The sequence below is a fragment of the Psychrobacter nivimaris genome (assembly GCF_043419765.1).
Classification (GTDB): domain Bacteria; phylum Pseudomonadota; class Gammaproteobacteria; order Pseudomonadales; family Moraxellaceae; genus Psychrobacter.
Map to the genome: position 1 here is coordinate 285274 of NZ_JBHOFX010000003.1, position 26152 is coordinate 311425.

19 protein-coding genes are annotated in these 26152 nt (G+C 43.9%); 7 read left to right on the top strand and 12 right to left on the bottom strand.

The window, feature by feature from the left end:
* Positions 1-23 precede the first annotated feature (23 nt).
* From ACHEVO_RS07945 to ACHEVO_RS07965, 5 genes are all read left to right on the top strand, one after another.
* Positions 24-905, top strand: coding sequence for an N-acetylmuramoyl-L-alanine amidase (locus ACHEVO_RS07945; protein ID WP_394124543.1), 882 nt, complete (start codon positions 24-26; stop codon positions 903-905).
* 28 nt (positions 906-933) lie between these two features.
* Entirely contained in the window at positions 934-1131 is a 198-nt protein-coding gene (locus ACHEVO_RS07950) for a hypothetical protein (RefSeq protein WP_394124544.1), read from the top strand.
* Positions 1132-1552: 421 nt separating this feature from the next.
* Positions 1553-2743 carry a glycine C-acetyltransferase gene (kbl, locus tag ACHEVO_RS07955; protein WP_394124545.1) on the top strand — a complete coding sequence of 397 codons (1191 nt, stop codon included), beginning with the start codon at positions 1553-1555 and terminating at the stop codon, positions 2741-2743.
* A 65-nt stretch (positions 2744-2808) separates the two neighbouring features.
* A complete protein-coding gene (gene tdh / locus ACHEVO_RS07960) occupies positions 2809-3834 on the top strand; it encodes an L-threonine 3-dehydrogenase (protein ID WP_394124546.1) in 1026 nt (341 codons plus the stop codon).
* Positions 3835-3951: 117 nt separating this feature from the next.
* Positions 3952-4128 carry a hypothetical protein gene (locus tag ACHEVO_RS07965; RefSeq protein ID WP_394124547.1) on the top strand — a complete coding sequence of 59 codons (177 nt, stop codon included), beginning with the start codon at positions 3952-3954 and terminating at the stop codon, positions 4126-4128.
* Between the two features lie 70 nt (positions 4129-4198).
* On the opposite strand, the gene ACHEVO_RS07970 is transcribed toward ACHEVO_RS07965, so the two are convergent.
* From ACHEVO_RS07970 to purL, 3 genes are all read right to left on the bottom strand, one after another.
* Positions 4199-6196 carry a P-loop NTPase fold protein gene (locus tag ACHEVO_RS07970; RefSeq protein WP_394124548.1) on the bottom strand — a complete coding sequence of 666 codons (1998 nt, stop codon included), beginning with the start codon at positions 6194-6196 and terminating at the stop codon, positions 4199-4201.
* 327 nt (positions 6197-6523) lie between these two features.
* Positions 6524-6934, bottom strand: coding sequence for an ACT domain-containing protein (locus tag ACHEVO_RS07975; protein ID WP_394124549.1), 411 nt, complete (start codon positions 6932-6934; stop codon positions 6524-6526).
* Between the two features lie 187 nt (positions 6935-7121).
* Entirely contained in the window at positions 7122-11135 is a 4014-nt protein-coding gene (gene purL, locus ACHEVO_RS07980; RefSeq protein ID WP_394124550.1) for a phosphoribosylformylglycinamidine synthase, read from the bottom strand.
* A 482-nt stretch (positions 11136-11617) separates the two neighbouring features.
* Between purL and ACHEVO_RS07985 the strand changes: the two genes are divergently transcribed.
* Complete coding sequence (locus tag ACHEVO_RS07985; RefSeq protein ID WP_057758090.1) at positions 11618-12112, top strand: pyridoxamine 5'-phosphate oxidase family protein; 495 nt, start codon at positions 11618-11620, stop codon at positions 12110-12112.
* 102 nt (positions 12113-12214) lie between these two features.
* On the opposite strand, the gene pgsA is transcribed toward ACHEVO_RS07985, so the two are convergent.
* From pgsA to ACHEVO_RS08030, 9 genes are all read right to left on the bottom strand, one after another.
* Complete coding sequence (gene pgsA / locus ACHEVO_RS07990) at positions 12215-12898, bottom strand: CDP-diacylglycerol--glycerol-3-phosphate 3-phosphatidyltransferase (RefSeq protein WP_057758088.1); 684 nt, start codon at positions 12896-12898, stop codon at positions 12215-12217.
* A gap of 628 nt (positions 12899-13526) precedes the next feature.
* Positions 13527-14780, bottom strand: coding sequence for an NAD(P)/FAD-dependent oxidoreductase (locus ACHEVO_RS07995; protein ID WP_394124551.1), 1254 nt, complete (start codon positions 14778-14780; stop codon positions 13527-13529).
* Between the two features lie 270 nt (positions 14781-15050).
* Positions 15051-17012, bottom strand: a complete 1962-nt coding sequence (acs, locus tag ACHEVO_RS08000) for an acetate--CoA ligase (RefSeq protein WP_394124552.1) — start codon at positions 17010-17012, stop codon at positions 15051-15053.
* A 414-nt stretch (positions 17013-17426) separates the two neighbouring features.
* Positions 17427-18665 carry an ABC transporter substrate-binding protein gene (locus ACHEVO_RS08005; RefSeq protein ID WP_379543611.1) on the bottom strand — a complete coding sequence of 413 codons (1239 nt, stop codon included), beginning with the start codon at positions 18663-18665 and terminating at the stop codon, positions 17427-17429.
* 121 nt (positions 18666-18786) lie between these two features.
* The gene (locus ACHEVO_RS08010) at positions 18787-20763 is read right to left on the bottom strand and encodes an AMP-dependent synthetase/ligase (protein ID WP_394124553.1); all 1977 of its coding nucleotides are present in this window, start codon (positions 20761-20763) and stop codon (positions 18787-18789) included.
* 5 nt (positions 20764-20768) lie between these two features.
* Positions 20769-21611: an ABC transporter ATP-binding protein gene (locus ACHEVO_RS08015; protein WP_010196012.1), complete on the bottom strand. Its 843-nt coding sequence runs from the start codon at positions 21609-21611 to the stop codon at positions 20769-20771.
* Positions 21611-22378: an ABC transporter ATP-binding protein gene (locus ACHEVO_RS08020; RefSeq protein WP_394124554.1), complete on the bottom strand. Its 768-nt coding sequence runs from the start codon at positions 22376-22378 to the stop codon at positions 21611-21613. The genes ACHEVO_RS08015 and ACHEVO_RS08020 overlap by 1 nt, the downstream gene beginning before the upstream one ends.
* Positions 22375-23472 carry a branched-chain amino acid ABC transporter permease gene (locus tag ACHEVO_RS08025; RefSeq protein WP_201548966.1) on the bottom strand — a complete coding sequence of 366 codons (1098 nt, stop codon included), beginning with the start codon at positions 23470-23472 and terminating at the stop codon, positions 22375-22377. Before ACHEVO_RS08025 ends, ACHEVO_RS08020 begins: the two co-directional genes overlap by 4 nt.
* 76 nt (positions 23473-23548) lie before the next feature.
* A complete protein-coding gene (locus tag ACHEVO_RS08030) occupies positions 23549-24427 on the bottom strand; it encodes a branched-chain amino acid ABC transporter permease (protein WP_057758078.1) in 879 nt (292 codons plus the stop codon).
* 347 nt (positions 24428-24774) lie between these two features.
* Between ACHEVO_RS08030 and ACHEVO_RS08035 the strand changes: the two genes are divergently transcribed.
* Positions 24775-26115: a BaiN/RdsA family NAD(P)/FAD-dependent oxidoreductase gene (locus tag ACHEVO_RS08035; RefSeq protein WP_394124555.1), complete on the top strand. Its 1341-nt coding sequence runs from the start codon at positions 24775-24777 to the stop codon at positions 26113-26115.
* Positions 26116-26152 lie beyond the last annotated feature (37 nt).

The window sequence follows — 26152 nt, forward strand, 5'->3', positions numbered from 1 at the left end:
ACTATTCCCATACAGAGCATTTCATGGCAAAAAATATTTCCTCGATTGCATTGGCTTCAGTACTAGTATCATGCGCTATGCTATCGCTTGTAGGCTGCGTAACAACGACAGCGCCGCAGTATGTAATCGACAGCGATAGCTACCAAGCTACTGGCAAAAGCGAGCGCATCAAAACTATCGTCCTACACTATACGGTTTCAGATAATGAGCGCTCGATAAAGACATTGACCACGGGCAATGTGAGCGCGCACTATCTAGTATTAGACAATAATGATAATAAAATCTACAACCTAGTACCAGAGAGTGAGCGCGCATGGCATGCAGGTGACGGCGGCTTTGCAGGACGGACGATATTAAACGATACCTCTATCGGCATCGAAATCGTCAATAGTGGCATCAAGCTTGAATATCGAGACGCGCTAAAAACTGGCACGCTCGATTATCATCCTTATGAGCACTATGTGGCATTTGATGAGTTGCAGATTAAAAAAGTCGCACAACTGGTGCAAGATATCGCTAGACGCTATGACATTTCACCGAAGAATATCATCGGTCACTCCGATATGGCACCCTCGCGCAAGATAGACCCCGGTGCAAAGTTCCCGTGGGAACGGCTATATTTCGATTACGGTATTGGCGCTTGGTATGATGAGTTTGATAAGCAGTTCTTTATGAATCAAGATGGATTTGCGTCGGCCACGATACCTGAAATTAAGCAAGCGTTTCGCAAATATGGCTATCAAATCAACGACACTGATACGTGGGACAAGGCCAGTCGCGACGTCGTCTATGCGTTTCAGCTACACTTCAGAGCGCAGCAGCCAACGGGGAATATGGATAGCGAAACCTATGCGATATTGCAGGCACTAAATAAGAAGTATGCTGGTCGGGATGACTTTTATTAAGTGATCAAAATATTAGGAGACATAAACTATGAATAACTCTCAACAAGATGAGCAAAACGAACTACAAAAGTATCTAGAAGAAAAAGCCAGACAAGAGCAGGAGCAGAAAAAGAAAGAGGAACAAGAACCTGAGCCACTTTCTGCCTATGATGCTTGTGTGCTAAAGGAAAGCGCCAAGATTCATGAGTTGATCGCTGAGGCTCAGAAGCGTCCCAAAGATGACTAACTGGATAGACAGTACTTATCAATACTTACCAATCAAGATTATAAGAATGCGCAAGTTGATGTCTTATGTTTTGAGACATAGCTAAGCCACTATAAAACCAACACTACAACTAAACAACGCTATATCACTTTATAAAAGAAGGACTATCTACCGACTATTTAGGCTATTTATTGCGATAGGCTAATGATAAAATCACCGCTCACAGGGTTATAGATAGTATCACTGCTCGCACCATCTCGTTGTCTTCCTGCATCTTTGGTTTTATCGTTGATTTTAATGATGGCTAGGATGCTGCACGGCTTTGATAGCTTGGCTTTGATAGCTTGGCTTTGATAGCTTGGCTTTGATAGCCTAATTCTATGACCAGTCCCAATATCTCTATTATCAAACGAACACCAATAATACTAAAAAAGGAATATTTATGTATCAAGCCTTTCAAAAACACTTACAACAAGAAATCAGTGATATACGCGAAGCAGGACTGTATAAAAACGAGCGCGTTATCACTTCTCCGCAAGATGCGCTCATCAAGATTGCCGATGGTCGTGAGATGCTTAACTTCTGTGCCAATAATTATCTTGGACTGTCTGATCACCCTGAGATTAAAAAGGCGGCGATCAAAGCCATCGAAGACTCAGGTTACGGCATGTCATCGGTGCGTTTTATTTGTGGTACGCAAGATTTACATAAACAATTAGAAGCGGCGATTTCTCAGTTTTTTAATACTGAAGATACGATTCTTTATGCGGCCTGTTTCGATGCCAATGGTGGTGCCTTTGAGCCACTGCTAACTGCTGAGGATGCCATTATTTCTGATTCGTTAAATCATGCCTCAATCATCGACGGTGTGCGCCTGTGTAAAGCTGCACGTTATCGCTACGCCAATGCGGATATGCAAGATTTAGAAACGCAATTGCAAGCGGCGCAAGCACAGCGTTTTCGTTTGATTGTCACCGATGGTGTGTTTTCGATGGATGGTAACGTAGCGCCAATGGATGAGATTTATGCGTTGGCACAAAAATATGATGCTATGGTCATGATTGACGAATCGCATTCAGCTGGCGTGGTCGGTCGCACTGGTGGCGGCGTGACTGAATTGTTTGATCTGCGTGGCGATATTGAGCTGATCACTGGTACTTTGGGCAAGGCGTTTGGCGGTGCTATTGGCGGCTTTACCACGGGCAAAAAAGAAATGATTGAGATGCTGCGTCAACGCTCACGCCCGTATCTATTTTCAAACTCTATTCCTCCTATGGTGGCTGCCGCTGGGGTAAAAGCGTTTGAGATGCTATCGCAAGACAATACCCTACAAGACCAATTGCATGAAAATACCGCCTATTTTGTGAAGCAAATGCAAGACGCGGGCTTCGATATCAAGCCTACCGAATCGGCCATTTGTGCGGTGATGCTCTATGACGCCAATGTCTCACAGCAAATGGCAGATGCACTGCTTGAAGAAGGCATTTATGTGATTGGTTTCTTCTATCCTGTCGTACCCAAAAACGAGGCTCGCATTCGTGTCCAGCTCTCTGCCGCCCATACTCGCGAGCAGCTCGATCAGTGTATCGCCGCCTTTATCAAAGTCGCCAAGCAAATGAAAGTGATTGATTAAGCGTCGTTCGGATTTACTCGCTGAATTCAATAATTAAGTACAATACAGCTAAATAAGAGAAAAATATGAAAGCACTGGTTAAAGCTCATGCCAAAAAAGGCATCTGGATGCAAGATATGCCTGAACCTATGGTCGGCATCAATGACGTTAAAATCAAAATTAAAAAAACCGCCATTTGTGGGACAGACTTGCACATTTATAAGTGGGACGAATGGTCACAAAAAGCCATAAAGACGCCAATGATTATCGGACATGAATACGTCGGTATCATTAGTGAAGTGGGCGATGGTGTGAAGCATTTTGAAGTGGGTGACCGCGTCACAGGCGAAGGCCATATCGCGTGCGGGCATTGCCGTAACTGCCGCCGTGGCAAGCTACATGTGTGCGAAAACACCATAGGCGTGGGCGTTGACCGCGATGGCTCGTTTGCCGAATATTTGGTGATACCTGCCGATAATGCCATCAAACTCGATGAGCGTATCAGCGATGAGATGGCCGCCATTATGGACCCCTTTGGTAATGCCACGCATACCGCGTTATCTTTCCCTGTCCTTGGTGAAGATGTACTGGTTACGGGTGCGGGGCTGATTGGTTCAATGGCAACGGCGATTTGCCGCTTCGCAGGGGCGCGTAATATTGTGGTCAGTGATATCAGTGATTATCGCTTAGAGCTTGCCAAAAAAATGGGCGCGACGATGACCATCAACCCAGCCAAAGGTGAAACCATCGAAGGCGCTATTGCTGAGTTAAAAATGCATGGCTTTGATATTGGGCTTGAGATGTCAGGCTCGCCTCAGGCCTTTGATTCGATGATTAGTAATATGTATAACGGCTCTAAAATCGCGCTCTTGGGTATTTTGCCTAACACCACCACGGTGGATTGGAGCAAGATTATTTTTAAGGCGTTAACCCTAAAAGGTATTTATGGCCGTGAGATGTGGGAGACGTGGTATCAGATGGAGCAAATGCTGATTAGCGGTATTGATCTGTCGCCCATCATTACCCATCGCATGCATATTGATGACTTCCAAGAAGGCTTTGATATCATGGAAAGTGGGCAATGCGGTAAGGTAATTTTAAGCTGGGATTGATTTTGGCGATTTAGTGTTTGAGAAGTCATGGTTAGCTTTTACATTATCATGACCTATAAAACGGTACTGATTTCAGTGCCGTTTTTTATATGGTAAAAATTATACGGGGGATAAACTATGGGCGATTCTGAAGCCGATAAACTTGAAAATTATTTAGCAGAAAAAGCCAAGCAAGATCACGAAAAAGAACAAGAGTCTGAGCCGCTCTCTGCTTATGATGCTTGTGTGCTAAAGGAAAGTGTTAAAATTCATGAGTTGATTGCTGAGGCTCGGAAAAAAATTGACGAGTGCTAATTAAAGGATAAATAAACTTTTAAAAACAACTATAAAACTTATTCTTGTATCTTAGTTTATTATCACGTATTTAACACTTCAGATTAAATATCATTCCTAGTTTTTTCATGTATATAGCAGTTTGGGGTATACCCACAGAATTCTGACTATAGATCCAACAATAGTTAGCAGCCTGCTTAGGATTTAAACTAGCTTCATGTAAAATATTGATAGAAGATACTAAGTAAGCATTTGTAAAGTATTTAATTTGGAGGTTACTAATTTTACCTTCTTTTCTCTCAGCTTGCTTTAATAATAAATATACAGTTTCTTGTAACCAACCTATTTCTGGCGAGAGTATTTCAATATTTCCTGAGCTTTTGTATCTTGATGAAATTGCTAATATAATATCTCTTCTTTTATAAGGTTCATTTTCAATTATTGCTTTTACAAAATCCTTAGGTCTAATGTATTTTAGAACAGGATATCTATGATACTCGTTCATTGACCCAGTATAAGATATTTTCTTATAAAAGCTATCTGTGCGATTTTTTATATCATCCAACAAATCGATGCCTAGCTGCGGTAGACTGTCGTTTATTTGTTTTTCAGACATTGAAGATATATATTCGAATAGCTCCCTAAATTCATTGCTGTCTTTAGAGTAATACTGTAACCCCTTTGATGATGTATCATGAAAAGGATCGCTTCTATGAGATACACTAATTTTTTCTTCAACTAACTTGTCAATATGTGATTTGGCTAACTCAAGAATTTTAGCTTTTGTTATATCTAGAACACTTGCACTTGAAAGTTCTAAAAACAAACCAGCTATATGCATGATAATTTCAATTTCTTTATACTCTTTATCTTGAAACTTCTGAGTGACACTTTTTAAGAGATTGTCAAAATCATCATCTTTTAGATACATGAAGTGCCATAGTTGCATCCACTCTGGCTGATTATCACTATGAAAATAACGTGAGCTTTTTAAGGATTCTTCTATCTTGGCTTTATCAATTAACCCTTTATCAAATATATCAATCCATATAGATTTTTCCAACAACATATCAAAAAGATCGAAAGCAGGATATTTTTCTTTAACCTTTCTGTAAGGGCTATCAATTACTTCTTCTGTCATTCCTTTATTATTACTTCTGTCCATTAACTCAGCTAGATATGACTCATTGAAGTTGTTAATATCAGCAGGTAACATCTCCCCACTTTTTATTTCAAAAGAAAGCACTAAATATGTAGATAATAATTGTTCTACAATACCTTCCTTATCTTTAATTTCATCAGATAATGATTCTAATAATCTTGAAAAATCCATCAATGCTTGTCTTAGGTGTCTTAAGTTCCAATAAGCAGAACGTCGATAATAATCTTTAATTAACCCTATATTGTTGTTGAACAATTCTTGGGTAGAATCACTTTCTATTTCATGAATAAAATTACTAATAGCTGACTCAAGACGAGGCTGAATTTCAAAAGTTTTACCAATTAGTTTTTCTTTGATACGTTTATAACTAACATCAGATGTTTTTTCTTTGTTAACTAGCTCATCTTCATTGGCTATAATCACCACCTTATAACCTTGATGCTCAACAAAATAGTTTATATAGCCTAATAGGTTCTCTAGATCCATTGAAGCTCTCTCCAAATCATCGAATACTAATATTAAGCCTTCTGTATTAGATAAATAATCTGGCAAATTGATGTCTGGTACTTGAGACGATACGCTAGCATCACTTTTACCATCATCGTTCAGATCAATCTTCAATGCAGTTTTAAGAAGTCCTTTCCCGATTTTCCCTGCTAGAGCCATACCTTTAGAAGATAAAACAGGATGAAGCTGTCTAAAAAACTCGTTCTCTATCTCTTCAAAACTAGCGATACCGTATAGACTCACATATAGATGTCTCTTTTTTTGATTATCAGAACTATCTAACTGACTCATTATTTTTTTCAAAAACCAGGTTTTACCAACACCCCACTTACCCTTTAACAAGACAGCATATTGTGGTGGGCTGGGTAACTTGAAATAATATCTTAAAAACTCTTCAATATGCTCATTTGGATTACTCATACAGTTCCCTTTTTATTTTTCTAGAATTTAGTTATAAATAGACATACTAAGTTTAGTAATGTAGCAAATTTTGATTACAGCATAAGATAAAACTATCCCCCCTACTTCAGAACTTAAAATACAAAAAAGGTGAGCTTCACGCTCACCTTTTTATTTTGAAAAACAGCTATTTAAAACGGTCTTCCAAACTAACTCAGTTGATCTTAACGATGCAAATTTAAATGTCAAAATATTTTATATATAGTCAATCCTTTATAAAAGAGCTACAACGTTAACCTCGCTTGAAGTATCACATATACATCTGCACTCGGTTGCCTTGTATCTCTTTTAAACTGAATCCACTATATTACTCAGCTCTTTTAACGCAGATAGCGCCTGCTCCGCCTTATCATCCGACACAAATATATGGTCATGATAATAGGCAGCGATCACATTGGCACTGATACCTTTTGAGGTCAGTTTGTTTGACACGGCTGCGGTTAGACCTACCGCTTCTAAACTGGAATGCACCGTTAGAGTGAGTTGGCGAAACACGCCTTCGTAATGCAAACCTGCCTCATCAGCGTTTTCTTTTGTTAGCACCAGAGTCAGCCCTTCTGACTCCATAAACGTCGCTATTGGCGCTAGGTTTACATATTCCGCTAGTTGCCCTTTCACAGTACAAAACACGAATAACTCATCAACCAGTGCTGGCTGCATCGAACTCAATAGCTCATTAATATCTGTAATTCCTGACATGTTGTTCTTCCTTATTTTGCTTAATGCTAGTCTTTGTTCACCGCGATTTTAGCATGAGTGTAATCGCCTATACTCGTGAAAACACGGTATAAACGCTAGCCTTTATTTCCAAACACTCAAATCTTAAACACAAAAAAGATGAGCCGAAGCCCACCTTTTTTATTATCTAAGATTAATTCAAGTTTTCCTAGCGCAACCAAGCACGAGCATTGCGGAACATACGCATCCACGCACCGTCTTCGTCCCACTCTTCTGGTTTCCAGCTGTGGTTATAGGCTTTTAGATTACGCTCAGGATGCGGCATCATGATAGTGACGCGACCATCAGTGCTACACAGACCCGTGACACCACCGAGCGAACCGTTTGGATTGAGCGGATACGTCTCAGTTGGATGACCTTGGCTATCGACATAACGCATCGCAAGCTGACCGTGTTTTGCCATACCGTCGATTTCGTTGTTGTCTAGTGTGGCATAGCCTTCACCATGTGCCACAGCGATTGGCAAGATGCTGTCTTGCATGCCTTTGAACAGGATCGACTTGGTACGCTCGACTTTTACGTTGACCGTACGCGCTTCAAAACGAGCTGATTTGTTCGCGACGAAACGTGGGAAGTTTTCTGCACCTGGGATGAGGTCTTTTAACTGAGCCATCATCTGACAACCGTTACAGACACCCAAGCTAAAGGTATCAGGACGGGCAAAGAAGCGGACAAACTGCATGCGCAACTCGTCATGGAACAAGATAGAGTTCGCCCAGCCAGAGCCTGCGCCGAGTACATCACCATAACTAAAGCCACCACAAGCGACCAGACCATCGAAGTCACGTAGATTGATGCGACCACTGAGTAGATCACTCATGTGTACATCGACCGCTTCAAAGCCAGCTTGGGTAAAGCCTGCTGCCATTTCTGTCTGACCGTTGACGCCTTGCTCGCGCAAGATAGCGACTCTTGGTCTGCTGTTATCAGAATCAGCGCGACTGTTTACATACGGCTCTTCAACTTTTTGATTCAGATCAAAGTTTGGCGCAGCGATTAGGCCTTTATGGCTCGCATCAGCGATTAAGTCATACTCTTGCTGTACGCACGCTGGGTTATCACGGCGACGCGCAATTTGATAGCTGACCTGCGTCCATGCTTGCTGCAATTCAGTACGGCTAAAGCGTAGAGTATCGTCACCCATGAGCATTGGCGTTTGAATTAGTAGGCTATCTTCTTCAGAGCTTTGACCAACGAGGCTTAGCATGTCGCTCACGTTATGCTGATCTGCTAGCTCAATCAAAGTAGCAACGTTTTCTGGTAATACTTGGATGACTGCACCTAGCTCTTCACTGAACAGCTGACCAAGTAAGTTATCCTCATTTAATGACAGCTTGATACCCTGACGGCTGGTGAACTGCATCTCTGCAATGGTCGCTAGTAAACCGCCATCACCGATATCGTGATAAGCGCTGATGACGCCTTGCTCATTACCCGCTTGGATAAAGTTAAAGAAGTCGATCAAGTCGCTTGGTTGCGCTAAATCTGGGCAATCGTTACCCAATTGGCTAAGCGTTTGCGCAAGGATCGAACCGCCTAGACGTAGCTTGCCTTTAGACAAGTCAATACGGTAAAACGCGCTGTCACCATTGATTAGCTCAGGGGTTAGCGTTTTTGCGACGTCAACGACAGGGGCAAACGCAGTCACGACCAAGCTCATTGGCGACACGACTGATTTGTCCTTACCACTTTCATCACTCCAGTTGGCACGCATCGATAGCGAGTCTTTACCGACTGGGATAGCGATACCGAGTGCTGGGCATAGCTCTTCGCCAACGGCATGTACAGCGTCGAACAATGCAGCATCTTCTACGTCATCACCACACGCGGCCATCCAGTTCGCTGACATCGTGATATCAGACAACTGAGCGATACGCGCACCAGCGATATTAGTAATCGCTTCACCGACCGCTAAACGCGCCGAGGCTTTTGGACTGATAAGCGCAACAGGCGTACGCTCGCCGACACTCATGGCTTCGCCAGTCATTGGCTGACCATCTAGCGCCACTAAGCCTGACGCCGTCACCGCACAATCCGAGACAGGCACTTGATAGCGACCCACATACTGATCACGCACGACCATACCAGTGATAGAACGGTCACCAATGCTAATCAAAAATGATTTGCTCGCCACCGTTGGGTGACGCAATACATCGGTGATTGACTCGGCGAGATTCACATCACCAAGCTCTAATGCTGGTAACGTGCTATCAGTACGCTCAAAGCTGCGTTGCATTTTCGGTGTACCGCCGAGCAGTACTTGCATCGGCATATCGACTGGTTGCTCAGCCAATAGCTCATCATCAACGATTAACTGACGGATATCCGTCGCCTCGCCCAAGATGGCATATGGGCAGCGCTCACGGGCACAGATGGCATCAAACTGATCTTTGCTCTCTGGACGAATCGCTAGCACATAACGCTCTTGCGCTTCGTTTGACCAGATGGCCATTGGCGACATGCCAGCTTCTAACGATGGAATCTTGCGCAAATTCAGATGAGCGCCCATTTCATGGTCATTGACCAGTTCTGGCATTGCATTAGACAGACCACCTGCCCCTACGTCATGTAGTGAAACGATTGGGTTGCCGTCTTTACTGTTATTGCTTACATCGACATCATCGCCCGCTAGTGCCCAACAGCGATCAAGGACTTCTTGGCAACGACGCTCCATCTCAGCGTTATCGCGCTGAACTGAAGCAAAGTCTAAGCCTTCATCAAGGTCACCACTATCGACCGACGATGCTGCACCGCCACCCAGACCGATTTGCATCGCAGGGCCACCAAGGACGATGAGCAAATCACCTTTTTTGATTGCATTTTTTTCAATCAGGTTGCGTTTGATATTGCCGTAACCACCTGCCAGCATGATTGGCTTATGATAGCCGCGCATCTCGCTACCGTCTTTTGCAGTAGAGGTATCTAGCTGAAAACTACGGAAATAACCACATAGATTTGGACGACCAAACTCGTTTGAGAAATTGGCTGAGCCTAATGGTGCCTCGGTCATAATCTCAAGGCTGGTTGCCATACGATCTGGCGTACCATAATCCTGCGTGCTCAATTGACCTGACTGCTCCCACTTTTCGCTAAGCTCTGGGATATGCAGATGTGACACGTGGAATCCTGTTAGACCTGCTTTTGGCTTACCGCCGCGACCAGTCGCGCCTTCGTCACGAATCTCACCGCCAGCACCTGTTGCCGCACCAGAATAAGGGGCAATCGCTGTTGGGTGATTGTGCGTCTCAACCTTCATTAAGATATCGATGTTTTCTTGATGAAAGTCGTAAGGATGGATTGAGTTGGCATCCATCGCGTCGGTTGGGATAGGATAAAAACGCATGCCATCAGACCCTGCCATCACCGCAGCATTGTCTTTGTACGCTGACAAGATACCTTGTGGGTTCGACTGGTACGTGTTTTTAATCATTTGAAACAGTGATTTTGGCTGCACTTCACCATCGACTGTCCACTGGGCATTAAAGATCTTATGACGGCAATGCTCTGAGTTTGCCTGTGCAAACATCATCAGTTCAACGTCAGTTGGGTTGCGTTTCAATTCATTGACATAGGCATTCATCAGATAGTCGATATCTTCACTCGATAACGCAAAGCCGAACTCGGTATTGGCAGATTCTAGTGCTGACTGGCCTTGTCCTATCACATCAACATGGTTCAATGAGGCTGGCGCTTGATCGTCAAACAATTTGCTGACATCGCTCAAGTCATAAACCAAGCTCTGAGTCATACGGTCAAACAATAACTGCTCGGCGTCTACTGGTAGTTTTTCGCCTGCGTCACCGTCTATTTTTTCATCGAGGGTTAACGTATAAACGACAACACGCTCAACACGATTGATCTCGATTTCACAGTTATTAAAGATATCTGTCGCTTTACTTGCCCATGGCGATATCGTACCAAAACGTGGCCCAACGATGACTTGTAGTTGGTTGTCTTGCGGCGCATTTAGCGTTGCTGACTGGTCAACCGCCAGTAAATCTAGCGCTTTTTTATGTTCATCACCAGATAGCTCTCGTGATAGCACATACACTTGCTGTGTACTTATTTGACTGACATTTAGCTCGGTTTTTTGCTGAAACTGACTGATGAGTTGCTGCGTCTGAAAATCGGTAAGAAACGGTTGTCCGGCGATGGTCATCATAAAGGCATAATCCGTAAGATCAAGGCATCTCTGCCATGCTAAGTAAATGGTCTGGGTATTATAACAAGAAGACCTGTAATAAGCAGGTCTAAACCGAGATAAATTGCTGATAAGTTGCGTTCTATCGCGACTTACTATTTGCAAATCGATAATTCAAAAAAGTATCTTTTTAAGTCTTTTTTGAATTATCCATCGAAAAATGGAACGCCCAAATCTACGCTGTCACAATTTTTACCTAACCTTCATATTCCTTACAAACACTCACATCGCATTACTGGGAACCTATATAAATGTAGGGTGACAACTCGGTATTCTAGTCTCAGTTGTTAAGGCGACGATGACGTTTAATTTTTAGTTTTATTCGATGGTTAAACATATCTAGCCTAAAGAAAAATTACTATAAATAATCAACTGTTCAATTCGGCTAATTAAAACAACGCTATATAAGCCCAATTAAAACACTATAAAAAAGGAAATTTATTATGAGTAGACAAGACCATATCGATAAAGTACAAGAACTGGTAAAAGAAGTGAAATTTGCCATGATGACCACTCGTACTCACGAAGGCCATTTACATGCCTGCCCAATGACCACTAGCGAGACGAGCATTGGTGCAAAAGAGATTTGGTTCATTGGTGATAAAACTACTGAAACCATCAAAGATATTGAAAAAGACCCGCAAGTGAATTTGGCCTATGTCAGTCAAGATTCAAAAGATTATGTCTCGATTAACGGTAAAGCAGAATTGGTCGAAGACCAAGAGAAGTTAGACGAGCTATGGTCGCCAATTTACAATGCGTTTTATGAGCAAGGTAAAGAAGATCCAAATGTCCAATTAATCAAAGTCGTCCCACATGGTGCAGAATACTGGCTAAGCGGTAGCTCAGTAGTCAATATGTTTAAGATGACTACTGCTGCGGTAATGGATGGCAAAAAAGCGACCAACTTAGGTGAGAACAACTCAGTGACACTATAAGTTGTCTGATTTATAAGTAGCAAAAACAAAAACGCCAGTGGCTAATGCGACTGGCGTTTTTTATTGTTTAAGTTTTATGCTGATTACTTTTGTCTTATGGAGTTAACCGCTTTGCTTTAAATAAGGCCAAGCAGCTTTTAGATAAATCATCATCGACCATAGGGTAAGTATCACAGCGGCGACCATTAATACATAACCGATGGTTTCAAGCGACTGCCAGTTAAGTAGTAGTACGGTAATTGCCACCATCTGAAACGTGGTCTTTAATTTGCCAACATAAGATACGGCGACGCTAGTGCTTTTGCCCAACTCTGCCATCCATTCGCGTAATGCTGATACTGCGATCTCGCGCGAAATAATGACGATAGCCGCTATTGCCATAATGATATTGGGATGCCACTGTACCAGAACGATGAGCGCAACCGCCACCATCAATTTATCAGCAACAGGGTCCAAAAAGCGACCAAAGGCTGACATGACATTAAGTTTACGAGCAAAATATCCATCAAGCCAATCGGTAATCGCGGCAATAATAAAAACGCCAGTCAATAATAAATGGCGCAACAAACTATCGCTAAACTCGCTCATCCCAACGCGTGCAATGACATTGTCTGAAATCGCAGGCATACCAATACCCATGGCTGGCGGCCAATAAGCAATCGCGACAAATAGCGGAATCATCAAGATACGCGCAATCGTAAGGTTGTTAGGCAAGTTAAAAATACTCTTGGTATTTTGCGAACTTGGCGGTTCTTCCTGCGTATGCAAATGCGTGCTGTCAGTCATGGCAAACCCAGTTTAATATGAACATAATAATGGCAGATAGCTTAGCATTTTTCGGACAAGGCGTCATGCCATCTCTGCAGCGATTGAGTTATCAAAGGTATCAAGAAAGGTATCAAGATTGTCTAGATGGCCTTCTATCGACATAAGCTATTGAAATTATTGGCAGCCTTTATTGATAATTGCATCATAAAGCTCCGCTACTTACTCTAAATATCAGTACTTCATACCAGTCTTGGCGTCTTTTGGATTTTTACAACGTAATATACTGTAACCAAAGCCGCCAGACAGCACTCAATTGCGCTATCATAGCGACTGTACCAGAACACTTGTACACTTAAATCAGTAAATATAAATAGCTAAGTAAATATCTCCACCTATTGTATTGATGATTATTACCCTTATAAATAACAGTAGAGAGCACCAATAATTACAACAACTCTTGACCACGGCCTGTGTAGCTAATACATGACCCGTTTTCCTCAGCCCACAGTACCTCCTCTGTGGGCCTTTTTTTTCTTACGTTTTGCTAAATATCGAGTTTTTATACTGCCCAAATATCACTTAAACGTTAGCTTTGAAATAAGCCTTAGTTCTAAACAATGTAAAATAATGAGCATGGATATCACGCTTACTGCGTTTGCATGATTGCCTTAACGGTTTGCTGCGCCATTCGATAGCAGCTTTCTATATTACCTTTTGCACACCAGTCACCACTGACGACCCACTGCTTGGTTGCATCGATTAAAATACCCAACTCTTCAGTATCCTTATTTACAATGGTAGCTGCATAGCGCCAACGATGACAGTCTGTTTGGCTAGGTGCGCTAGCTTCATTCCAATTTAATGCTTGTTTTGCCGCCTGTAATAATTGTTCTTCGACTAACTCTATATCCTCATCGACGTGGGCTTCTGACCAGTCGTTACGTGCATGAATGGTGACACTTGGTAGTAGTTCACCATGAGCAGGTTTTTGATGCTCAATAAATATCCTATCGAGAATAGCGCTATTTAAATAAGCGACATCCCATTGCGGTGTTAGCTGGCCATTTAATGTCTCAGGTAGTTTTTGCACATCATCCCAACCAAGCATCAACGTATAGCAGGCTTGCATTTGTGGTTTAGTAATTTTGTCTTGCTGATTAAACCCGCTATCTGCCATCAGCTCTACCGCCTGACCGTTTGGCGCTGTAAATATCACCCAATCAAACCAACCCAGACTGGCTCCAGTTTCGTCAAATAGCTCAGTTTGCTTGCTGTTTTGATTAAAAGTTTGATTAAAAGTTTGATTAAAAGTTTGATTATGAGTTTGATTATGAGTTTGGTGCTGGATCTGGCGCTGAGACTGCTGCGGGCTTTGATGGTGCAAATACTGAGTGAGCGGTGCGACACGGGTCTTAAATACTATAGTCGTGTGCTTGAGCGCGGCGGCCAATTCACGGCCCCAACTGGTCATTTTTGGTGTGCTAATATAGCGTGCATGCACCGCGTCCCATTGTTCTTTACTTTGGATATTAGGCGATTGCCCATTGTCACTTGCTGGCGTTAACTCAATCATTTCAGCACACCATGGCTTCAGCAACCCTGTATCTAACCAAGCCGCGATAAATTGTTGAAAGTCAGTAGTTTTCGCAGTAAAAAACTGCGCACCGAATGACCATTGCCAGTTTTTATCAGTTTTACTATCGCTGCGATAGCGGGTCGCTAAACGGCCTACACTACGTGATTTTTCAAAGATAGTGATTTGCGGGGTGTTAGATGACGAGCCTGTCTGGTTTGACGCGCGCTCTAATAGTGTTGCGGTAAGCAATCCAGTTAAGCCTCCACCGATGATGGCGATTTTTGGGGCAGATAGAACAGTTGAGCACAAAGCATGATCAGTCATGATGACAGTAGACCTTATAAAGTATTTATGAGTCGCTACTATATTAATTAGTTAGCCTAGTAAGTACCGAGTGACTCGTCAATTAAAATGGTAGCGATGTTGTCTTGTTAGCATTATTGAACCTTCAAAATGCGCCAATATCAATATCGTCTACGTAAAAAAGCCATGCTATTCTCGATAACATGGCTTTTATTTAACTTTGATATGCAAATATTAATGGCTAGTATTGAGTCACTATCCATAACACTATAAATTCGTTATCAGACTGACTTACTCTCCGCGGCCCGCTTTGACTTCTTCGACCAAGTCATTAATCACCGAGCTATCGGCAAGCGTAGATAGGTCGCCCAGTCCCACATATTGCCCTGCTGCAAGGTTACGCAAGATACGGCGCATGATTTTTCCTGAGCGCGTTTTTGGTAGTGCATCAACCATATAAATGGCATCTAAAGTCGCAATTGGTCCAATCTCAGCACGCACATGGCGTTTTAATTCTGCTTTTAGATCGTCAGTTTTTTCTTCACCCGATTTTAGAATAATAAATGCACAGATGCCTGTACCGCGTATCTCATGCGGCATACCGACAATCGCAGCTTCAGCAGTTGCAGGATGCGCAACCACGGCGCTCTCAATCTCTGCTGTGCCCAAGCGATGCCCTGCAACGTTGAGTACATCGTCGACACGACCAGTAATCCAGTAATGCCCATCTTCATCACGCTGTGCGCCATCACCCGTGAAATAATGACCCGGATAATCGCTAAAGTAAGTCTTCAAAAAGCGTGGATGATCATTATAGATAGTACGCATCTGCCCTGGCCAGCCGCTACTGATCACCAAGTTGCCTTCTGCAGGGCCTTCTAAAATCGCACCATCACTATCGACGACTTCTGGTTTTACCCCGTATAGCGGCGTCATTGCCGCGCCCGGTTTGAGATCGACCGTACCTGGTATTGGCGCCATTAAGATGCCGCCTGTCTCGGTCTGCCACCATGTATCGACGATAGGACATTTACCATCACCGACGACATTGTAATACCAGTCCCACGCTTCTGGGTTGATCGGCTCACCGACCGAACCTAGCAGACGCAAACTAGAACGATCCGATTCTCGAACGAAGGCGTCGCCCTCTTTCATCATTGCGCGAATGGCTGTCGGTGCAGTGTATAAAATAGTCACATCATGCTTATCGATAATATGACCAATACGCGCCCATGTTGGATGCTCTGGCACACCTTCGAACATTACGGTCGTCGTACCATTGGCCAGTGGTGCATAGGTCGAGTACGTGTGACCGGTAATCCAGCCCACATCTGCCGTACACCAGTAGACGTCATCTTCTTTGATATCAAAAACATCACGGAACGTTGAGATAGCATAGGTAATATAGCCGCCTGTAGTGTGCACTACACCTTTTGGCTTACCAGTAGAGCCAGACGTATATAATAAGAATAGCGGGTCTTCGGCGTTCATGACTTCAGGCTCGCAGATCTCTGATTGACCATCGACCAAATTGTGATACCACACATCACGGCGGCCACTCATCGGTATAGAGTTACCCGTACGATGAACGACGATGACTTTTTCGACACTCTCAGTACCATCCATATCGAGTGCGTGATCGACGTTGGCTTTTAGCGGTGTGTGCTTGCCGCCGCGTAAACCTTCATCAGCGGTAATAACAACTTTTGAGCGGCTGTCTATCAAGCGATTGCCCAGACTCTCGGCAGAAAAACCACCAAACACCACTGAATGCACCGCACCGATACGCGCACATGCCAGCATCGCTACCATGGCTTCCGGTATCATCGGCATATATAACGTTACGCGGTCACCTTTTACAACGCCAAGCTTGCGCAATGAATTACCTAAGCGGCAGACAGCTTCATGTAACTCTTTAAAAGAAATGATTTTGTGCAATGAAGGGTGATCACCTTCCCAGATGATAGCCGGCTTGTATGGGTTTTCTTCAAGGTGACGATCAAGACAGTTGACTGAAATGTTCAGCTCACCATCTTCAAACCATTTGATGCGAAAATCATCTAAGTCATAATTGACGTTACTGACCTTGGTTGGTTTTTTTATCCAGTCGATTAGCTCAGCACGCTTCGCCCAAAAAGCATCAATGGCTTCGGCTGATTCGATAGATTGCTGGTAGTCTGTAAGGTACTTATCAGGTGTGGTATTGGCAGCAGCCATAAACTCGGCTGAGATAGGAAATGATTTCTGAGTCATAGTATTGGGTCCCTTTTAATTATTATGACCTACACGGATAAACGTCTATGACGCGCCCCATGTAAGCGATAAGAGTCATCTTCCATAATGTGTGACACTCATCGTTAGTTTGACAAATAAGCGTGACGGTTGCAAGACATCAAAAGCCAAACATAACAATTTCACTGTACATCTGTATGTTTAGGCACAAATAATCTAGTCGCTATAAGGAAATTGACTCATTATTCCAGTCAATTTTTATTGTCTATGACTTATGGCTTATTTTTATTGAGAAGGGTTTTGGACTTATAAATAATCGTAAAACAGTTAACATATAAAATGAAATTATTGCCAAACCCAAAGCGTATAAACGACACAAGCCATACTTATGTATGGCTTGCTGCTATCGAAAATTCACTAAACACCTAGGACGTATTATTTAAGCTGCGTCACCGTTTTCCATTGACCATTTTGTACTTGCGACAAGTAGATGTCATTGATCGCGACATGGCTCTCAGGCGTGATGGCAACTGTAGATCCTGTAACCCCATCGACAAAGCTGACGGTCTCTAGACCCTTATTGAAAGTGTCGGCATTTAAGTCAGGACCTGCTGCGCTTAGACCATCAACGGTTACTTTAGCGGCTAGATAACCAAGAATAGCACCTGCTGATACTTCCTCTCCTGTGGCTTTTTCAAACTTCTCAACCCAAGCTTTAGTCTCAGGTTCATTCGCTCTTAGTGCCAAATCATTATAGTAAGACACAGAGTATAGGCCTTCACTTGCGCCACCTGGCGCCGCTGCAACTGCAGGATGGAAACCCGTTACAGGAGCGATAAATTTCACGTCACTCCAGCCCATAGCATTTGCCGTACCGACCGCTGTGATAGCGCCTCGGATGGTTAGAGATAAGGCAATAAGCTCACATTTAGCGTCTTTTAACTTGGCCATTGCGCCAGCAAAGTCTGTTTCATCAGGACGATGTGAGCTGGACTGAACTAGGGTGACGTTAGGATTGCTATCGCTGATATCTTTAGCCGCCTCATTGGTCTCTTCACCATAGTCTGATGGGATATACATGACACATAAATTGCTAACTTTGTTCTCGGCAATAAGATACTCCATACCTAGCTTTATTGAATCATAATAAGTACTACCAGCGGTATAACGACGATTGAAATCTCCTTCTTCTTGCATAGCCCGAGCAAAAGTGAGCGGCATGATGCTAGGAACATTGGCACGATCCATAATAGGGAAACTTGCTAAGTTGTGCGGTGTGCCAAGCGACATCAGCATAGCAAACACTTTATCACGGCTGACCAGTTTGTTCGCAGACTGTACGGCCTTTGGTACTTGATAAGAATGGTCCTCAACGATATAGCGAATCTTTCGTCCATTGACGCCGCCTGCCGCATTCACCTCATCAAAATACATATTGGCTGCGGCGACTGCAGGATTACCAAATCCAGCAAACGGACCGGATAGATCGTTTGCACCGCCTAAGATAATCTCAGTATCGGTCACGCCTTGTACTGGCATATCGCTTGTAGAAGTAGATGTAGCAGCCTCAGTATCAGTACCCGTCGCTGCGGTCGTTTCTGGATCACTACACCCTACTAGACCCATCGTACCGACTGTGAGTGCTAGTAGCGTCGTCTTGAATGTCCATTTCATTGCCTTTCTCCTTGCGACTCAGTCGCTGTTAGTTTGATGCTCTTGAGATTAATACTTTCGAGGTTGAGACGACTTCAAAAAAGCTGAACGGTGCTAAACTAAACTGTATTAGAGAGCTAGATCAGTACATAGAGTCGATGAGAGCATGATGCTTTTTCTCAACCAAATTTCTTTTCAATTTCATCGTCGCGGTCAATTCGTCATCTTCAGGACTGAGCAACACATCTATAAGCCTGAATTGCTTTATGGTTTCTACCTGAGCTAGGGTCTCGTTAGCAGACTGTACGACTTCATCTATCAAGGCGATAACTTCTGGCGCGTGACACAACGAACGAAAATCTGAAAACATCACTTGATTGTCTTGCGCATATTTTTCAACGTTTTCTTGATCTATCATGATCAGACAAGTCAAATACTTCCGCTTATCGCCAATGACAACTGCATCTGAAATATAAGGTGAAAATTTAAGTTTGCTTTCAATCGCAGCTGGTGTGACGTTCTTGCCGCCTGCAGTGATAATAATGTCCTTGATACGACCTGTGATAAATATATAACCGTCTCTAATCTCACCAACATCACCCGTATGTAGCCAGCCATCACGTAAGTCCTCAGCGGTTTTTTCTGGCTTATTCCAGTAGCCTGCAAACACGTTAGCCCCTTTTACGAGTATCTCCCCATTGTCGGCGATACGGACTTCAGAGTCTGGTAGTGCCTTGCCTACGCTGCCGGCCATCTGTGCTTCAGGGGTATTGACCGATATTACGCCCGCACTTTCGGTCATGCCATAGCCTTCATAGATAGGCACCCCTATCGCATGAAACCAGCGAATAATATCTAGCGATATAGGCGCAGCACCAGTAGTAGCACGGCGAATATTACTCATACCTATCAGGTCACGAATTTTATATAGCACCAGTCGGTTCCAAAACTCGTAACGCAGTCGTTGACCTGTCGTAGGAGTATTGCCTGCCATCACGATATCAGCGTAATCATGACCTGCTTTTATAGCCTGATCAAAAGCCCAGCCATTGAGTGCACTGGCGTCGCTACGCATATTACTGATAGAGGCGTACATTTTTTCCCACAGTCTAGGCACAGCGGTAAAAGTATCAGGCGATACTTCTTTCATATTCTCAAATACCGTCTCTGTACTCTCAGCAAAATTGACGATACAACCTCGATGGATAGGCAAATCCACTGACGTTAAACGTTCGAGTACATGACATAGGGGCAGAAAGCAGAGCTGCTCATCAGTAGGTAAAATAGGAAGGATATCTATGCTTGTTTTTAGCTCAAAGAGAACATTGGCGTGCGTTAAAATAGCGCCTTTTGGATTGCCTGTTGTGCCAGAGGTATAGATTAAGGTGCGTATGTCATTAGGCGTACCTTGATCTATATAATCGCTAAAACGCTCTCTTGCGTTATCAACACTTCGACCAATCGTATATAGCTCATCGAGGAAAATAACCTGATTATCCTCTAGACTCCGCAAGCCTTTACGGTCAAGGACAATGACTTTTTTGACATTAGGCGTCTGTTCACGAATCTCTAAAAATTTATGCAATTGCTCATCGTTTTCTACAATCAGAAACTTTGAGTGGCTGTCATTTAGGATATAAGCAAGCTGCTCGGGACTGTCTGTCGTATAGACACCGTTAGGTATTCCGCCTACGCCGCAGACACCCATATCGAAATAAAGCCATTCCTTATTATCTTCACTTAAGATAGACACAGTATCGCCTTTGCTCAGACCAAGCTCGACGAGTGCCATGCAGATATCGCAGCTATGATGATAATAGTCTAGCCAACTATAACTCTGCCAAATACCAAAGCTCTTTTCTCGATGAGCAATCCTGTCACCTCGGCTCAAGCAAACCTGTCGCCAAAGTTTGCTCAACGTATCGCACCCTTCTAGAATTTGAGGTGCATGATCGAAAGGCGCGTTGTGTATCTTTCGATCTGTCTCGTAATCATAACTTTCAGAGCGATCGTGAGACGATACTGGTGCGGCAGATGTTACTTTCATATCTGCCGTATCCGTAGGAGAAAGTGAAGTATTGTTTTTAGTATTAACATCAATATCAATAGAGGTCGTCATGATTATTATCGCCAAGTCTTTTTGCGTTTCCACCGAGTGGCTTCCGCAGTGTTATCTTTGGTTTGTCCCAAATAGAACTCTTTAATATCATCAGAGTGCATCAGTTTGTCCGCTGAGCCTGCCATGACAATACGCCCTGTTTCTAACACATAACCGTAATCCGCTGCTGCCAAGGCAACTCTTGCGTTTTGTTCAACAAGTAGAATCGTCACGCCTTGTTCTTTATTTAATCGTCGAATAATGGCAAATATCTCCTGTACCAATAATGGAGACAGCCCAAGAGACGGCTCATCGAGCAGCATGAGAGAGGGTCGTGACATTAGTCCTCGACCGATAGCGAGCATCTGCTGCTGACCGCCAGACATCGTGCCAGCTGCTTGTGTACGGCGATCTTTTAGAATAGGAAAATACTCATATATCATTTCTACATCACGCTGTATCTCAGACTTGTCACGCCGAGTATAAGCGCCCATCGCTAAGTTTTCGGCGACATTCAAAAAAGGAAATACCTCGCGCCCTTCGGGTACGTGCGACAGTCCTTTTTTGACCAAGCGATCAGGCTCAGTACCATCGATACGTTCACCATGGAACCACACTGCGCCCTTGCGGGGATTGATGACACCCGAGATGGTTTTCATTAGCGTCGTCTTGCCCGCCCCATTCGCACCCAAAATCGTGACCACTTTGCCTTCGGGTACCTCTAGACTCACGCCTCTCAATGCCATCACTGGACCATAAGCAGATTCTAGATTTCGTACCTCAAGCACGTTGTTCTTTACTTCAGAGTCGACTAAATTCATTTCAGTAGCCGGCGCGGCAGAAGATAGTGATTTTTTAATAGCTGACATTACACACTCTCCTGTCCAAGATAGGCTTCAATGACCTGTGGATTGGCTTGCACCTCAGCTGCTGTGCCCTGAGCCAAAAACTTACCTTCAGTGACGGCCAATACGCGATCTGATACGCGATTCACAAGACTCATGTCATGCTCTACCATCAAGATAGTCAAGCCAAGATCCTTTTGCATATCTTCGATCCACCATGCCATCTCGGACGTCTCCTCTACGCTGAGACCAGAGGCTGGCTCATCGAGCAAAATAAGCTTGGGGTTAGCAGCTAATGCACGCGCAATTTCGACCACTTTTCTAATACCATAAGGCAAACCTGCAATCAACTTATCTCGATAAGGCGCTAACTCTAAAAAATCTATAATCTTTTCAACTTGCAAACGATGCTCGCGCTCGCTACGGCGCACTTTTGGTAAAAACAGCAAGTCCTGTACCCACGACGTATTACGCTGCGAATGGCGACCGATAAGCAGGTTTTGTAATACGCTTGAATGATCAAACAACTCGATGTTTTGAAACGTACGGGCAATACCCAATTTTGCGATATCGTGAGCAGGTAGCTTGGTAATATCAGTACCATCAAAGGTAATACGACCACTAAGCGGCTCGTACAAGCGACTGATTAAGTTAAAAATCGTTGATTTACCAGCCCCATTAGGTCCTACGATAGTAAATACCTCGCCCTCGTTTACCTCAAAACTAATATCATCAACGGCTTTTACACCGCCAAATGCGATAGATAAAGAGTCAACTTTTAATAAGCTCATCGCATACGCTCCGTTTTAAGATAAGTTTTAGAACGGCGAAACAGTCCTTTTCGATATAACGGAAACATCTGAAACCAAGTCCGTATCTTTATCCAAATACCGTATATACCGCGTGGCTCATAGATGATCATGATGACAATGACTAAGGCAAACAGCGCCGTATCAATACCAGGAATACTGGTGATACTAGAGCCCGCACCTTGACCAACCATATCGCCTAAGATAGCAATCACTTGTGGCAATAAGACAACGACGACAGCACCAAAAAACGCACCATGTATGGAGCCCAAACCGCCAATGACAATCTGCAGGAGGATAGTGATGGAGATGATAACGGTGAAGCTCTCATAATTGACCGCTTGCACAAAATGTCCGTACATAGCGCCGCCAACAGCGGTAATCGCGCAAGATATGCTGAACGCTAGTGTTTTGGCTTGCGGTACATTGACGCCAAGCGCGCGGGCGGATACTTCGCTGTCTCTGATGGCTAAGAACGATCGTCCGGTGCCGCTTCTGAGTAAGTTGATATAACCTAAGGTAACTAGCACCACGAGCGCGAGGCATAAGTAATAAAAGGCCTTTGGCGTGATGTAGCGATCGATGGTGTAGCCAAACAGATTGATAGGAGAAGCAAAGGTACCAGAGATGCCGCCCGTAATAGGCTCCGCCACGATAGCGATGTCCTCAACGATAATACTAAGCGCCAAAGTCGCGATGGCTAAATAGATACCGCTGGTTCGTAAGATTGGTCTGGCGATGATCGCACCGATAACCCCAGTGATGAGTGCACAGGCAATCAAAGCAGGGAAGAAATTCCACCCTCGAGCCATCAGTGCCATATGGCTAAATGCCCCTATCGCCATAAAGGCGGCATGCCCTAAGCTGACCTGTCCGGTGTGCCCCGTCAAGAGCATCAGACCCAGTCCAGAGATAGACCAAATCAATATGGCGCTAAGCTCACTGATGTAATAGTTGCTCAACAACCAAGGCGCCATTAGTAATAGTAAGAGAAGCACGCCATACTTTATGAGTTGGCTTTTGTCATCGAAGATATTGATATCTTGATCATAGCTGTGTTTAAACTGAGCTTTCATGGGCAGTACTCATCCTTGAAAAGATTTGGAGGCCGCTTTGTCATCCTTGAATCAAAGCTGCCTTGGATCAAAGCTTCTATACTTTTTTCTGTTTGACCTGAGAAAAAATACCGCCCGGACGTACGATTAGTACGATCAACATAACCACATAAGGCGCAATTTGACTAAGACCTAGCGGTAGATAACGACCAGCAAAGGGCTCTATCACCCCTACTAGCAACCCGCCTGCCAACGCACCAGGCAAGGAGCCTAAGCCACCGATTACCGCAGCGGCAAAGGCCTTGATACCGAATAGTAATCCGACAGAGGGTTCGATGGCGCCTTTGGCCGCAAAGAGTATTCCAGCAAGTGCAGCAACCACCCCTGACAATGCCCAAACGATACCATTGACCCGCTTGACGGGAATACCCATATAGTAGGCTGCCATCTGGTTTTGACTACTGGCTTGCATCGCAATACCAAGCCGCGTGTGGGCAAAAAAGAAGTACAGAATGGAGGTTAATGCGATAGTAGATATGATGATAATGATGTCAACATAAGCGATACTCAGCGAGCCTAATGCCAACATCTTGCCTGAAAATGGTGTCTGTAATGAGACTGGGCTATGTCCCCAGATGACACCAGCGACGAAGCGCATTAAAAATCCAAGCGAGATGGTAAGAATGACCATCGCAAATTGCGGTTGACCAAAAATACCACGTAGGATAAAACGATCGAGTAAGTAGCCAAATGCACCCATGATGACAGCAGCAAAGGTGATGCCTAATAAGAAGGGAAGGTTTGCCTGATCGGCATTGATGAAAGATATGCCTAAAAAGGCACCGAGCATAAGCATGTCGCCTTGGGCGAAGTTTACCGCTTCTGAAGCTTTGTAAATGAGTACAAAACCCAGCGCTAACAGCCCATATATACAACCATTAGCAATCCCGCTAATGAGCAGTTGTAGGATATCCATAAAGTCCCTTTTGTCTTAACATTATCATCCGTGACAATGTTTGAATAAGCGGTTCAATCGACTGACTTTTTCATCAACTACTTGTAAAGAAATTCATTTTCTTCATATCAAAACGACTAGCGTTTTAGGAAGTAATCAACATGGCAGCATTAGTAGCGAATAATATTCATATATTCACATTATACCAACTACGAATTATTGTCTATAGAAAAATCAAAGTTATTCAATGATTTATAGCAAGCGGCAAAAGCTATTTATATTACTCACCTAAAAACACCGCCATTATTGCCATGGTATAATTAGCTACTTTATATCGTCTATTCAAACCTATTCTATAAGTCATCATCATGAGTCAAATGCCAAAACAAGCAAAGCCAGTTAAGCCAAGCAATTCATCAGTGGGTAATCCATCATCAGCCAAAAAATCCATTGATAACCACTATGACGTCATTATCATCGGTGCTGGTGCTTCAGGATTGTATTGCGCACTGACTGCTGGTCGCCGTGGTCGCCGCGTATTGGTGTTAGATCATGCCAATAAAGCTGGCAAAAAGATTTTGATGTCGGGTGGTGGTCGCTGCAACTTTACCAATTACTTTGTGGAGCCTGAGCATTTTATTGGTGCCAACCCCCACTTCTGCAAATCAGCGCTAAGTCGTTACCCGAGTTGGGAGTTTATCGGTATGGTAGAGTCGCATAAGATTGCCTACCATGAGCGCGAACATGGTCAGCTATTCTGTGACGACTCGGCACAAGACATCTTGTCTATGCTGCTAGATGAGTGCGCGGCCGTAGGCGTACAAGTAAAGCTTAATGCTCAAATTGATCATGTTAAAACTGCTGCTCATGATAACGGCGAACGCTTTTATCTAACGACGAGCAAAAAGCTTGGTAAAAAAGAAATCGCGAGCGGCACTCAGTCCGCGCAGACACGCTATAGCTGTGAGTCTTTAGTTGTCGCTACTGGTGGCCTGTCTATCCCGACCATGGGAGCAAGTGGTATCGGCTATGAGTTGGCACAGCAGTTCGGACATACGCTCGTGCCTACTGATGCCAGTCTCGTACCGTTTACCTTCACTGACAAAACAGGCGAGCTTATCCGCGCTTTGGCTGGTATCAGTCTGCCAGTTATTGCCAGTAACGAGCATATCTCTTTTAAATTACCTGTCCTATTTACCCATCGCGGTCTCTCTGGCCCTGCCATGCTACAGCTCTCCAACTATTGGCAGACTGGCGAAACCATCAGTATCAATCTGTTGCCTGAAATAGATGTCACTGAGCTTTTACTTGCTCGTAAAAAATCACACCCACGCCAACTGATTCGTACCGTATTGGCAGAAAATACAGAGAACGCATTACCCAAGAAGCTATTGGCAGCGTTACAGACGCATCTGTGGGAAGACATCAAAGATACAGAACTGGCCAATATCAAAGACGAGCGACTCACAGAACTTGGGGCTACGCTCAATGGCTGGCAGCTCAAGCCCTCTGGTACAGAAGGCTATCGCACGGCTGAGGTCACACGCGGCGGCGTCACCACCGACGAGGTATCTTCAAAAACGATGCAAAGCAACTTGCAAGATGGCTTGTACTTTATCGGTGAGGTGCTTGATGTGACTGGCTGGCTTGGCGGCTATAATTTCCAATGGGCTTGGGCGAGCGGTTTTGTCAGTGGTGAAGTCGTTTAATAACATCCATGGCCTCCCTATTTATAGCGATAATAGT